This is a genomic window from Bacillus sp. MN7755 (assembly GCF_054771475.1).
This window is the reverse complement of sequence record NZ_BTRL01000015.1, coordinates 96,592-110,331: the sequence shown is the minus strand read 5'-3', so window position 1 is coordinate 110,331 and position 13,740 is coordinate 96,592. Positions and strand designations below refer to the sequence as shown.

The following is a 13,740-nucleotide window of genomic DNA, read 5'->3' as shown; positions in this document are numbered from 1 at the left end:
AACTTGTGCATAAGCGCAAGTTTCTTTTTTTATAGCTTAAGAAATCACTAATTTTAAAATAGCAATCAGTCATTGTTTTTTATTACAAATGACAGCTTCAACGTTCATCGATTGAACAATGTATTTAATATTTTCGTCTTTAACTAATAATAAAGTTGTAAAGGATTCATACATACTCATAAATGCTTAATCCTTGTTTTTGTTAGTAATAATTAACTCATTCTAGCTAATGTCCCAATATAAAAATAAGAATAAATAAAATGAAGTTTTCATAAATAGTAAAAGGATGCTTATGTCATCAGTGTAGCTATGAAATGGTGTTACATATGAAAAGAGCGTGTTAATAAAATATGAGGTGGTTAAATGGGAAATGAGCAAGTGAAGAATGTAGGAGAAGAAAAAAAATTATGTCTTTGTATGATTGTTAAAAACGAGTCTAGAATTATGGAAAGATGTTTAAATGCTACAAAATCAATTGTAGATTTTGTTTCTATTTGTGATACTGGATCAACTGATAATACACCTGAAATTATTGAAAATTGGTGTGAAGAAAATGAAATTCCTGGAACAGTTCATCATGAACCATTTAAAAACTTTGGTTATAATAGAAGTTTAGCTGTTTCATTAGCACAAAAAACATATCCAGAAGCAGACTATTTATTAATATTAGATGCAGATATGATATTAGAAGTTGATCCTGAGTTTGATAAGACTAGTTTAACGGAAGACCATTATCTTACACTGCAATATGATATTCATATTAAATATTGGCTTACACGGCTTTTAAAAGCTTCTTTACCATGGAAATCTGTCGGTGTTACTCATGAGTATTGGGATATAGATCGTTCCAAAGTTGGAGCGAATTACAATACGAGAGTAGCTAGGCTAGAGACGCTTGTCGTTAATGATCCTGGGGATGGCGGTAGTAAAGCTGATAAATTTGAAAGAGATGAGAGGTTGCTGTTACAAGGAATAAACGACCCAGAAACAACGCCAGACTTGCATATAAGATATTTATTTTATTTAGCCCAAACTTATTTTCATTTAAGTCAATTTGAAGATTCAATTAAATGGTATAAAAAACGAGTGGAAGCAGGCGGATGGGTTGAAGAGGTATTCTACTCGTTATTGCGAATAGGATTTTGTTATGAACAATTAGCGAACCGTTCAGCCAATAAACAACATGAAGTAACAGAAGCGGATGAAAAAGAAAATGCTAAGAAGCAAGAAGAACAATATACAGCATTAGCTGTTCTTTATTTTCAAAAGGCGTGGGAATATAGACCAACTAGGGCTGAGCCGTTATATCAACTTGCAAGAATGTATCGATTAAAATCTCAAAGCAATATTGCTTTGATGTATGCCCTGCAGGGAAAGGAAGTGCCTTTTCCGAAAGATGATCTTCTATTTGTAGATTATCATGTGTATGATTACTTATTTGATTATGAGATTTCTATAAATGCTTTTTATATACCACATAAAAAACATTTAGGTGCAGTATCACAAAAATATTTAGAATCGAAAAAAGAAGAGTTACCATTGCATATAGCAAATATGGTGGAAAGTAATGCGAAATTTTATTAAATACAATTTCGGTTAAAGGAGTAGTGGAGTAATCATGGAATTAATACGATGGGCGCTAGAACTAGGGGAATCGGTGCATGGAAATACGTATGAAGAATTGATGCCACTACTAGATTACTATTATGATCGTGATCATTTAAAAGCGTATTGTATCGCAAATCTTCTTTTAGACATGGACGTAGCAGATGAGCATCGGCAAAGAATTGAATTAAGAAGGTGCATTGCTGCTTATTATGCTGGATTATATAGAGTAGCAAAAAAACATGCAAATGAGCTTTTACTGAAATATCCGGATGTGGATTTATATAAAAATAATTTAAGGTTAATGGAAGCATATTTGAATAAAGGATATGATTATTGTCTGTTTATATGCCCAAAGACGTATGGGAGCTTCATAGATGTCGCGCGAGCTTTGAAATGGCGATTAGAGCAGGAGGGAAATACAGCAATCATATCAGAAACAATACTAGAAAATGTAAAAAATACAATTGTTTTTGGAGCGCATACATATGCACATAACCCGAATCTACTTCCGAAAAATGCAATTATTTATAATCTAGAACAGCTATATGAAGGAAGCCCTTATGCGCACCCACTTTATTTAATGTTATTAAAAGATAAAGAAATTTGGGATTATAGTAAACAAAATATAGAATGGTTAAAACAAAAGGGAGTAGGAAAAGAAATAAAACATGTAGGAATGAACTATGCACCAACTTTAGAAATAAAAAAAGATGCATTTGAAGATGAGATTACGGAAGACATTGATATACTGTTTATAGGTGCTCTTAATCCGAGGCGGCAAGCTATTTTGGATCAATTAAAAGCAGTTGCACCCAATTTAAATATTGTTTTTAAAAATAATGCTTGGGGAATTGCTAGAAATGAGCTAATTGCTAGGTCTAAAATTATTTTAAATATTCATTTTTACTTATCAGGAATTCTTGAGACACCACGTGTTTCTTATGCAGTGGCAAATAAGAAGTTTATTATTTCGGAAAATAGTAATCCCGAAGACGAGATAGAGTGGCCAGGAATTGTATTTACTTCGTACGAAAAAATGATAGACAATATAATGAAATATGTAGCCTTACCAGAAGAACGTATCAAATTAGCAGAAAAAGCGTATAACCATTTTGAAGCTAAAGGTAGTATAGGCATACTGAGTCCTAAAGGGGAGAAAAAGTAATTGTGAAGAACTCATACTTTCGTATGAGTTCTTTTTTTCTTCTATCATACTATTTTATCAAGATAGTTCCCTCTTTATATTGTGTTTTGTATAGAAATTTCTGATAATATATAAGTGTAACTTGAAAACAAAGGGGAGAAATAATGATGAAACTAGTTGTTATTAACGGTACACCAAGAAAATTCGGTAGAACTCGCGTGGTAGCAAAATATATTGCAGATCAATTTGAAGGGGAATTATATGATTTAGCGATAGAAGAGTTACCGTTATATAACGGGGAAGAATCACAACGCGAATTAGAAGCGGTAAAAAAATTAAAGGCGTTAGTGAAAGCTGCTGATGGGGTAGTATTATGTACACCAGAATATCATAATGCGATGAGCGGCGCGCTGAAAAATTCATTAGATTACTTAAGTAGTAGTGAATTTGTTCATAAACCTGTCGCATTACTTGCGGTTGCAGGAGGCGGTAAAGGTGGAATTAACGCATTAAACAGTATGCGCACTGTTGCTAGAGGGGTATATGCGAATGCAATACCAAAACAAGTGGTGCTTGATGGACTTCATGTACAAGACGGTGAACTCGGAGAAGATGCAAAACCATTAATTCATGATTTAGTTAAAGAATTAAAAGCATATATGAGTGTATATAAAGAGGTGAAAAAGCAACTAGGAGTTGAGTGATATGTCATCTCTATATAAAGATTCACGCTTGTATTTCATTCTGGGGGCCAATAGTCTATCAGCTATTGGTTCCGGAATTGTAATGATAACGATTCCATGGTTGTTAATTAAAGAAAGTGGCGGGGAGACAACGTTTGGCTATGTTTCCATCATCTCAACTCTGATTATGTTTTTATTAACGCCATTTATCGGGCAAAGTATTGATCGCTTCTCAAGAAAATCTTTATTGTTATGTAACGAAGGAATCGGGATAGCCGTAATCGGAATAATGGTTATATGGGGATTTGCGGGGCAATCCTATCATTCTATTCACTATATTCTTATTTATATAGCAGGGTCTTTTTACTATTTGTTATTTTATCCTACAATTTTTGCATTTAACCAAGAAATTTTTCAAGCAGAACATTATAAAAGTTTAAGTGGGACGATGGAAATACAAGGACAGTTAACACAAGTTATTTCTGGAGCAGCCGCGAGCTTCCTAATTGAAATTGTGTCTTTGAAGTGGATTTTGTTAGTAGATATGTTTACTTTTGTAGGAGCACTTTTCCTGTTCTTATGTATACCATACGTAAAGAAAAAGGAAGTAAAAAAGAAAGTAACATTTAAGAAGCAATTGTTCGAAGGAATTCACTTTATGAAAAAACGTCCCAAGCTCTTTTGGTTCTTACTGGCCACTTATATGCCGTTTATCGGTGTCATGATGGCAAATTATTTAATACCAGTTTATATTTCGGATATACTCAAAGCCAATGCCTCTGTATATGCAATAGAGGGCATGATGTACGGTGTCGGAGCGGTTGTTGCAGGGATCTGTATTCCACTTATAATGAAATATGTGAAAACAGAAGTTTCAATCGTTATGACGATGTTCATTTATGTAATTTCAATTACCGTAATGATTATTGAACCTTCCGTAATTTTGTTATATGGACTTGCGATTTTACATGCGATTGGAAATGCGGGGACAAGAGTGGCGAGAAATGTATTGATGATGGAGGAAATTCCAAACGAAGTAATGGGACGCGTAGACAGCTTATTTCGATTAATTGGTACAGGAATACGAATTGTATTATTAATGCTGTTTACAGCTGGTGTATCTAAAGCTGGGGTAATGCTCCCTTTTTACGTATTAAGCTGCATATTGATCTTTTCATTAGGAATCGCTATTTATTATGTACTTTCACAACGTAAAGTAGGGACGAACGTTTCAAATAAATCAATCGTATAAAAAGTTCTTCTGCCTTCCTATCTTTTTCTATATAATAAAAAGAAAGGGAGTGCAAACTTATTTATGAACAAATGGATCTTGCTTATCATCTTATTATTACCACCAATATACATTATTTATATGACGTTTCGAATGAAGAAAGTTGCTCGTGAAAAGTTGAGCCATGACTCTCCGTACGTTCTTATACTGGGTGCAAAGTTATTTGGAGATAGACCGTCTTTATCTCTTCGAAATCGTTTAGATGTAGCGCTGGAATATTTATATTCTCATCCTGATGTAAAAGTAATTGTTTCAGGCGGTCAAGGGGAAGATGAAGATATACCAGAAGCTCACAGTATGAGAAACTATTTAATAGCACATGGTATAGATGAGAGTCGTATTTTAATAGAAGACAGCTCTACAAATACGTATGAAAATTTAAAGTTTAGTATGGATTTATATGATGTGAAACATGCGGTAGTTGTAAGTAATACGTATCATTTATATAGAACGAAAATAATTGCAAAGCGTTTAGGTATGAAGATGGAGGCACTAGCTGCTGAAACACCAATGCGTTCTAAGAGAAAAATGTATGTGCGTGAATATGCTGCTATAATAAAAACAATATTGTTAGACCGTTAGAGCTCAAATGTGAGCTCTTTTTTTGTAGAATAATGCGTATCATTTGAAATGAATTCCATATTCCATCAAAATAAAGGAAACAATGATAAAGGAGTTGTATTTGTGATTCAGTTTAATCAAGTGTCAAAATCATATGAAGATGGCACAAAAGCAGTGGATTCATTGCATTTAGAAATTAAAAAAGGAGAATTTTTTGTTCTCATTGGTCCGAGTGGTTGCGGGAAAACAACGACAATGAAGATGATTAATCGTTTAATTGAAACGACAGAAGGCTCAATTTTAATCGATGGAAAAGATATTCAACAATATAATATTAATGAATTACGTTGGGATATAGGGTACGTGCTGCAGCAAATCGCTTTGTTTCCGCATATGACAATTGCAGAAAATATTGCAGTTGTTCCTGAAATGAGAAAATGGAATAAAGAAAAAATAAAAGCCCGTGTCGATGAGTTGCTACAGATGGTCGGGCTAGAACCAGATGTATATCGTAATCGTATGCCTGATGAATTGTCAGGGGGGCAAAAACAACGTGTTGGTGTCGTACGGGCATTAGCCGCAAATCCGAAAATCGTTCTTATGGATGAACCGTTTAGTGCGTTAGATCCGTTAAGTAGGGAACAGCTTCAGAAGGATATTGTACAATTGCAAAAAAAGATTCAAAAAACAATTGTGTTCGTAACGCATGATATGCAAGAAGCGTTATCGCTTGGAGATCGTATTTGTATTATGAAAGAAGGAAAAGTTGTTCAATTAGATACACCAGAAGGTATTATACATAATCCGAAAAATGAATTTGTAGAGGAGTTCATTGGAAATCGTGGACGACCTTGGTATGAGGGGAAAAGTATAGAAGATGTATTACCACTTGATGAAAGCATGCGGGTAGAAGGGGAGGCACTATCATTACATTCTTCTTTACAAGAAGCATTAGTTCGTGTACGAGCTGAAGAAGTCGTTCCAGTTGAAGAAAATGGTCAATATGTTGGCGCTTTAACAAGTCGTCATATTGTCAATTACATTGTTGAACAAATGAAGGAAAGAGGCTAAACAGTGACTGATTTTATACAAACGTTCCAAGAACGAAAAATAGAATTACTAACTGCATTAAGTGAGCATCTACAAATATCGCTTATTTCATTATTTTTTGCAGTAATTATTGCAGTGCCACTTGGCATTTTATTAACGAGAAAAGAACGACTGGCTGAGTTTATAATAGGAACTTCAGCAGTAATGCAGACGGTCCCATCGCTTGCATTACTAGGACTATTAATTCCGTTAGTAGGAATTGGCAAACTTCCAGCCATTATTGCATTAGTTGTGTATGCACTATTACCTATTTTACGAAATACATATACAGGAATAAGGGAATTAGATGAATCTCTAATAGAAGCAGCGAGAGCTATGGGGATGAATAGTTGGAGAAGACTGTGGAAGGTAGAACTTCCTCTTGCCTTACCAATTATTATGGCCGGTATTCGTACGGCGATGGTATTAATTGTTGGAACAGCTACATTAGCAGCTCTGATAGGTGCTGGTGGGCTCGGTAAACTCATTTTACTTGGTATCGATCGGAATGATCATGCGCTTATCATTTTAGGGGCCGTACCAGCCGCGTTACTCGCTTTATTCTTTGATGTAGTACTTCGCATACTTGAACAACCAAAACGCTCTTCTAAGCGTGTTATATTGACGATATGCATCGCTCTTGTAATGGTCGCCGCTCCATTTCTTTGGAATACGCAAAAGAAAGATATTGTTATTGCGGGGAAACTTGGATCAGAACCTGAAATTTTAATTCAAATGTATAAGCAGCTTATTGAACAAGATACCGATTTACACGTACAATTAAAACCAGGTCTTGGAAAAACAGCGTTTGTATTTGAAGCGTTAAAATCAGGAGAAGTAGATATATACCCAGAGTTTTCAGGAACAGCTTTATCTACTTTCGTGAAGGAAGAACCGAGAAGTACAAATCGTGATGAAGTATATGAACAAGCTCGCATAGGAATGGAAAAGAAATATAATATGGCCATGTTGAAGCCAATGGAGTATAACAATACATATGCATTAGCTATGCCGAAAAAAATAGCAGCTCAAAATAATATAAATACAATTTCTGATTTAGGGAAAATTGCACAGGATGCGAAAGTAGGATTTACATTAGAATTTGCTGATCGTGAAGACGGTTATAAAGGAATGCAAAAATTATATAACTATAAGTTTTCAAATGTGAAAACGATGGAACCGAAACTACGTTATAGTGCAATTCAATCAGGGGATGTTAACGTAATCGATGCATATTCAACAGATAGTGAGTTGGAGCAATACGGACTTAAAGTACTAAAAGATGATAAAGGATTATTCCCACCATACCAAGGTGCACCATTATTAAGAAAAGAGACATTACAGAAATATCCTGAACTTGAAAAAGTGTTAAATAAATTATCTGGGAAGATTACAGATGAAGAAATGCGAAAAATGAATTATGAAGTAAATGTGAATGGGAAAAGTAGTGAAGAGGTTGCGAAACAATTTTTACAAAAGGAGAATTTAATTCGTTAATTTTACAAAAAATATACAAATTTATATGTGTGAAATGACCGTTCATTACAAAATGAACGGTTTTTTTGTGCATACTTATACATTTTTTCAAAAAAGTATTCCATTTTTCTTCATTTTCTTTTAGAATAAGTAATGTTTTCCTGAAAAAATATAAGAGAAACGTCTATTAGAGAAAAGGTGACTTTAATAGTTGAACGAACATAACACCTAGAATGACAGATGGGGTGGTACAAATAGAAAAGAAGTTAGGGTTTTTTCCATTAATTGCATTAGTAGTCGGAACAATGGTTGGTGGCGGTGTTTTTAGTTTACCGCATGATTTAGCAGTAGGAGCGAATAGTGGATCTATAATAATTGGCTGGTGTATTACAGCGATGGGAATGATTCCACTTGCGCTCGTATATCAAACGTTAGCAAGACAAAAACCGGAGCTTGAGGGCGGAATTTATAGTTATGCACGTGCTGGTTTCGGTGAATATATTGGATTTAACAGTGCTTGGGGATACTGGCTAGCAGGAATTTTAGGAAACGTTGCAACAATCATGTTACTGTTTAGTACATTAGGTTATTTCTTCCCCATTTTTAAAGGCGGAAATAATGTTGCGTCTATCGTTGGAGCATCGCTTTTATTATGGACACTTCATTTTCTAATTTTATTTGGAATTCGTGAAGCATCAATTATGAATGTGATCGCAACAATAGGAAAATTGGTTCCAATCGTATTATTCATTGTTGTCATGGTAACAGCGTTTCGATGGGATACATTTACACATGATTTTTGGGGAGAAGGAACTATTTCAGTTTCCTCTATACTTGGTCAAGTGAAAAATACAATGCTTGTAACTCTTTGGGTTTTCATTGGGGTTGAAGGAGCGGTAGTATTATCTGGAAGAGCAAAAAATAGTCGAGATGTAGGTAAAGCGACAGTATTAGGGCTTATTTTAGTAATGTCTATTTATATTTTAATTTCTGTCCTATCAATGGGAGCGATGACAAGGGGAGAGCTTGCTGTTTTAGAAACGCCGTCAATGGGACATGTATTAGAACATGTTGTTGGGACATGGGGCGCAGTTGCGATTAATATCGGATTAGTTGCTTCACTTGTAGGTACATTAATAGGTTGGTTTTTACTTGTTTCTGAAATTTCCCACGTAGCAGGAAAAGATGGCGTGTTTCCGAAAGTCTTTACGAAAACAAATAAAAAACAAACGCCGCATATGGCATTATGGATCTCAAATGGTGTTGCCCAAATTATCTTTATAATTGTTCTGTTTTCAGAATCAACATATCAAATTATGTATTTCATAGCATCAACATCAATTTTAGTACCATATTTATTATCAGCGTTATTCCAATTTAAATTGGTAATTACAAATGAACTAAAAGATGCAAAAGTAAAAAACGGTTTGCTAGCTTTAGCTGCTTCCATTTACTCTGTATGGCTTATTTATGCAGCTGGTTTAAAGAATTTATTACTCGTTTCAATCGTATATGGAATCGGGATTATTGTTTATATGTATGCAAGAAAAGAAAAAGGGAATCGTTGTTTTACTGGCATAGAGAGATATGTAATGTGGGCAATTGTAGTTGCAGCTGTCACATCTCTTTATATGTTATTGACTGGAAATATAAAAATGTAAAAGTCCTTTTCATTTAAAGGGCTTTTTTCTTTGTCTAGAGAATATTTAATACATAAGATATTCAGGAGGGATGAAAATGGAAGAAAAAGAACAGTTGACTAGAATTGCTGATTTAGCGAGTGAAGTAAGGAAAGTATTAGTGCAAGAATCTTTTTTTAATCATCATCCTGAACTGCGAGGAGTGATTGAAAATTTAGCGAGTGCTGTAGAGAATTTGGCGGAATTACAGCAAAATAAAGATGAAAACGCTGAAGATCGATTACGATATGTACTTGCTAAAATAAAAATTGCCCATAATGCCATTTTACAAGAAAAAAAAGCATTTCCATCTCATTAATATACGTTTTCATTTTGAACCTGGCGGATAACGTCAGGTTTTTTGTTTCTAGTTTTGTGTTTCTTTCATACACTAAGAATAGTATGAAAAAAGAAGGTGACGAAGGTGAAATTACATAAAGCTCTTCAGCCAAGTTTTATAAAACGAATGTACTATATGAGGTTTATCGGAAAGTTTACAAAAGCAGAGAGAGAGAAGAGTGGAGAAAATTTCTTTGTACAATGCCTATCGCCAATACCATTCACGTTACAAGAGCAATTAAAAAATGAACCATACGTATTTGAAGGTTTATGTAGCAATAAAAAGAATGAAAAAGTCTTTTCGGAATTAAAGAAAAGAAAATTAGAAAAACAATTGGTTATGTTTCGTCTCTATTATGAAAGAGGACATATATACGTGGAGTTAATTTGTGCAGAAGAACCGCGAGAAATGGCAAACGACTATAAAATGATTCCAGTACCTAAAGTTTCCGATTACAGAAAGGGAGAGTCTTTAGAAAGAAAACTTAGTAATGGTTATTTGTCATTTCTAATGCCAAAATATCCGAAAGACTTTGAGCCTCCTGAATTATTGTGGCACGAGGGAAGGTTATATGGAAATATATCTTTAAAGTCATCATCAATTAGTTCAATCGCATATTTTGAACAGCAGCGGGAATGTAAGTATATAGAATTAAATGACTGGATGAAGTATGTAGAAATAGCGGTAGAAGATCAATTATATTTTGTAAGCAATCATGTGTATGAGCAATTAAAAAAACGAATGACTGAAGAAGGTAAGCTTGTAGAGGTAGAGGAAATAAAAGTGCATAAGGATGAATGGGAATGGGATGAGCGTGAATCCGTCTTTTTACAGTATGTAAAAAGTTTTGTGCGTAATAAAGGGATATATTTGGATGAAACGGATATTTATAATTTTCATATAAGCGTAAAAACAAATATGTTGACGATTCTTGGTGGTATACCAGGCGCTGGGAAATCCCGTTTTGTGCAAGCTTATGCAGAAGCACTCGGATTAAAGTATGGGGAAGAATTGGTTTGGATTCCGATTTCACCATCGTACCAAGAACCACATGATTTACTTGGTTACCTTCACCCAAATGGTACTTTTATTGAAAGTGAAACAAAATTAGTTAGGGCATTAATGAAAGCAAAAGAAAATCAAAATCAACTGTATATAATCGTTTTTGATGAAATGAATATGTCACATATTGAGCATTGGTTTACTCCGTTTCTATCTGTTCTTCAACTTGAAAAGCAAAACCGTATTTTAAATTTGTATGAAGGTGTACAAGAAAAAGAAAATCCAATTCCACCAACAATTGAAATTGGAGAAAATATTATATTTGTAGGTACTGTAAATTTTGATGAAACAACGAAAGAGCTCTCAGATCGATTATTAGATCGGACGAATGTAATAACTTTACGAAAGATTCCGTTTTGTGAGATGTGTATGGAACAAGAGAAAGTTGTATTACAACCACCTCTGAAAGTAACTGCAGGAGAATTTCGCATAAATTGGGTCAGGAATAAATCAATGATTGAAGTGTTTTCTGAAGAAGAGTTAGAGCTATTAGATAAGTTACATGGTGTATTGTCATCACACGATGCGTCAAAGGGAATTTCTTTTCGATGTGCAAACGCAATAGCTACTTACTTGCAAAATATACCGTTCCAAAATAATCATTCCTATATGATCAGTAGAGAAGAGGGATTTGATTTACAAATAAAGCAACGTGTATTGACGAAAATAAGAGGGACTGAAATGATGGTGGGTTCTTTACTTTCAGAAGAAGTAAAAAGGGGAGCGACATTAGTACCTCTCTTGCAATCTCCACTTGCAAACAGAGTATCTACATTTGAACACTCTTTAGCATATATAAGAGAAAAGCGTAGAGAACTGGAGTTGTATGGCTATGCAAAATGAAGGGCGATATGAAACAGAAATCGTTGATACGAAAGAAACACTTCCTTTTGTATTAAAGTTAATCATTGGAACAGAGGCAAAAGGGGAATATATTTTATTAAATCGTCTTTGTACATCTACTACAGCATTAGTTCAATGTATTTATAAAGTACAAGAATTAAAACCAATCAGATTGCATTACCATTATGAAAGTCCAATGAATATTACTTTTATATGGAATAAAGTATATGAGGGGCAGAAAAATATAAAAGAGTCAAAGTATGAAATAAATGAAAAAAAACAAAAAGTACTAATATATGAACATGGTAAAACAGAATTCTTTTATCCATGGCGTTGTGGTTTATATCATTTTGAAGTGAATATAGAAGATAGAACGTATTATGGCGCTTTTCAAGTCGTCCCTAAAAATTTTTTTGATGACCAATTTGAAATGATTCAAAACTATGTGAAATCAATTTTAAATGAGTTGATTTTAGATAGAGGTTATTATAAAAAGACTTTCTCTACACTTAGTGATATTGAAGATTCTTCTTATTTAGTGTTACTTAGAAAGTTGCCGCAAAAAATGAAAAAGATAAAGCAAATTTTTAAGAAAATAGAATCGAGTTCAAAATTTATACATGAATATAAATGGGAAGAAAAGGAGCGTAAAGCAACGAGAAAAGGAACCGTAGTAGCGGATAGAAAACCGTATGCAAAATATTATAATCGTAAGTTTATAGAACAAAAAAATAGTAAGGAAAATGCATTTCTTAAATTTAAAGCGATGCAATTTTATCTCTATTTACTTGAAGCTGAAAGTTTTTTGTGCCAAACAATTGAAATATTAGAAAGAGCAAAAAAGAAGAAATCTGAAGAATTTCAAGCTGTAAAAACGATTATACAAACAATTGAGCGTAATGGATCAGTTACCGATAGAGAGAAACAAAAATATAAAAATTTACATTTACTAAAAGAGGCGGATTTACGAAAAAGTTCTATGAAGATACAAGAATATAAAATATTAGCGCATTTTGTACATGAAAGTGTACAATATTTTCAAACTTTAACGCATTCTCCATTTTGGAGAGAAGTTTCTGAAACGGGTAACATGAACTCACATAATTTACCGATACCACATCAACAATTACTACAGCATTTAGATATACTTCCACAATATACAGAACAATCCCCATCTTTATTATTTGTTTATAAACCAACATTTTTAGTGTATGAATACTACGCTTTTTTTATCGTTATTTCCATGTTAGAGCAAATTGGTTTTGAGGCTAGAAATTCCATTCGTGAACAAATACAGGAACATTTTTATGTTGATGGATTACAAGATGGAACGACAGTAGTTTTACATCGAGATGATATTAGAGTGAATGTCGCATTTAATGATTTAATTGAAACACATCCACTTATTGCATTAAGTAAAGGGAGTAATTTTTATAATGGAGAAGACACGAAGAAGCCAGATATTCGCTTAGACTGTTATGTAAAGGAAGAAGAGAAATATGTATATCAATCTTCTATTATTATTGAAGTGAAGTATAGCCCAATGTACAATATTTTTCAGCACGTTGGAAATACAAAAGCAACAGAGCAAATGTATAAGTACTGGTCTATAAAATATGTAGAAGAACAGGATGGAAGGCGAGTCTATTATCGAAGGGCCATTTATGAAGTCATTTGTGTATATCCAGGAAGTCATATGCACAGTAAAAAAATTGAGTCTGGGTGCGGTGTGTTCTTGCAACTATATCCATATAAAACGAAACAAGGAGAAGAGAAATTAGCTGGAAAACATGGAATGGTACAAATTTTTGAGAAGTGGTTAAAAAGCATTAAGAAGTAAAAGAAATCCTTTTTCATAAAGGATTTCTTTTAGATTAAGCAGAATTATATGCAGTATGGAAAGAAGCATAATACGATTTGAATTTGAAAATAATCTAAATATGTTGTAAGAAGAGCGGTACATG

The 13,740-nt window shown here is 33.6% G+C and carries 11 protein-coding genes and 1 pseudogene; 11 read left to right on the top strand and 1 reads right to left on the bottom strand.

The window, feature by feature from the left end; translation table 11 throughout:
- Window positions 1–69 precede the first annotated feature (69 nt).
- Window positions 70–237 (bottom strand): annotated as a pseudogene (locus ACYVEC_RS17215) (DUF2711 family protein); the annotation flags it as partial.
- A 126-nt stretch (window positions 238–363) separates the two neighbouring features.
- Between ACYVEC_RS17215 and ACYVEC_RS17210 the strand changes: the two are divergent.
- The 11 genes from ACYVEC_RS17210 (at window position 364) to ACYVEC_RS17160 (ending at window position 13,616) form a co-directional block, all read left to right on the top strand.
- Window positions 364–1,584, top strand: coding sequence for a tetratricopeptide repeat-containing glycosyltransferase (locus ACYVEC_RS17210; protein WP_060630698.1), 1,221 nt, complete (start codon window positions 364–366; stop codon window positions 1,582–1,584).
- Window positions 1,585–1,618: 34 nt separating this feature from the next.
- Window positions 1,619–2,773: a CgeB family protein gene (locus ACYVEC_RS17205; RefSeq protein ID WP_063223443.1), complete on the top strand. Its 1,155-nt coding sequence runs from the start codon at window positions 1,619–1,621 to the stop codon at window positions 2,771–2,773.
- Between the two features lie 146 nt (window positions 2,774–2,919).
- Window positions 2,920–3,456 (top strand): NADPH-dependent FMN reductase, encoded by a 537-nt coding sequence (locus ACYVEC_RS17200; RefSeq protein ID WP_016088035.1) that lies wholly within the window; start codon window positions 2,920–2,922, stop codon window positions 3,454–3,456.
- Between the two features lies 1 nt (window position 3,457).
- On the top strand, window positions 3,458–4,687 hold the full coding sequence (locus tag ACYVEC_RS17195) for an MFS transporter (protein ID WP_063223442.1): 1,230 nt from the start codon (window positions 3,458–3,460) through the stop codon (window positions 4,685–4,687).
- A gap of 63 nt (window positions 4,688–4,750) precedes the next feature.
- Window positions 4,751–5,308: a YdcF family protein gene (locus ACYVEC_RS17190; RefSeq protein ID WP_336448255.1), complete on the top strand. Its 558-nt coding sequence runs from the start codon at window positions 4,751–4,753 to the stop codon at window positions 5,306–5,308.
- 102 nt (window positions 5,309–5,410) lie between these two features.
- Window positions 5,411–6,358 (top strand): ABC transporter ATP-binding protein, encoded by a 948-nt coding sequence (locus tag ACYVEC_RS17185; protein WP_063223440.1) that lies wholly within the window; start codon window positions 5,411–5,413, stop codon window positions 6,356–6,358.
- A 3-nt stretch (window positions 6,359–6,361) separates the two neighbouring features.
- On the top strand, window positions 6,362–7,873 hold the full coding sequence (locus ACYVEC_RS17180) for an ABC transporter permease/substrate-binding protein (RefSeq protein ID WP_063223439.1): 1,512 nt from the start codon (window positions 6,362–6,364) through the stop codon (window positions 7,871–7,873).
- Between the two features lie 212 nt (window positions 7,874–8,085).
- Window positions 8,086–9,513, top strand: coding sequence for an arginine-ornithine antiporter (arcD, locus tag ACYVEC_RS17175; protein ID WP_063223438.1), 1,428 nt, complete (start codon window positions 8,086–8,088; stop codon window positions 9,511–9,513).
- Window positions 9,514–9,589: 76 nt separating this feature from the next.
- Window positions 9,590–9,850 carry a hypothetical protein gene (locus tag ACYVEC_RS17170; protein WP_063223437.1) on the top strand — a complete coding sequence of 87 codons (261 nt, stop codon included), beginning with the start codon at window positions 9,590–9,592 and terminating at the stop codon, window positions 9,848–9,850.
- Between the two features lie 105 nt (window positions 9,851–9,955).
- Window positions 9,956–11,776, top strand: a complete 1,821-nt coding sequence (locus tag ACYVEC_RS17165) for an AAA family ATPase (protein WP_063223436.1) — start codon at window positions 9,956–9,958, stop codon at window positions 11,774–11,776.
- On the top strand, window positions 11,766–13,616 hold the full coding sequence (locus ACYVEC_RS17160) for a hypothetical protein (protein ID WP_063223435.1): 1,851 nt from the start codon (window positions 11,766–11,768) through the stop codon (window positions 13,614–13,616). The genes ACYVEC_RS17165 and ACYVEC_RS17160 overlap by 11 nt, the downstream gene beginning before the upstream one ends.
- Window positions 13,617–13,740 lie beyond the last annotated feature (124 nt).

Bases quoted from the DNA above. Each gene is read 5' to 3' on its own strand.
- ACYVEC_RS17210 (WP_060630698.1), top strand. From the start codon at position 364: ATGGGAAATGAGCAAGTGAAGAATGTAGGAGAAGAAAAAAAATTATGT.
- ACYVEC_RS17205 (WP_063223443.1), top strand. From the start codon at position 1,619: ATGGAATTAATACGATGGGCGCTAGAACTAGGGGAATCGGTGCATGGA.
- ACYVEC_RS17200 (WP_016088035.1), top strand. From the start codon at position 2,920: ATGAAACTAGTTGTTATTAACGGTACACCAAGAAAATTCGGTAGAACT.
- ACYVEC_RS17195 (WP_063223442.1), top strand. From the start codon at position 3,458: ATGTCATCTCTATATAAAGATTCACGCTTGTATTTCATTCTGGGGGCC.
- ACYVEC_RS17190 (WP_336448255.1), top strand. From the start codon at position 4,751: ATGAACAAATGGATCTTGCTTATCATCTTATTATTACCACCAATATAC.
- arcD (WP_063223438.1), top strand. From the start codon at position 8,086: ATGACAGATGGGGTGGTACAAATAGAAAAGAAGTTAGGGTTTTTTCCA.
- ACYVEC_RS17170 (WP_063223437.1), top strand. From the start codon at position 9,590: ATGGAAGAAAAAGAACAGTTGACTAGAATTGCTGATTTAGCGAGTGAA.
- ACYVEC_RS17160 (WP_063223435.1), top strand. From the start codon at position 11,766: ATGCAAAATGAAGGGCGATATGAAACAGAAATCGTTGATACGAAAGAA.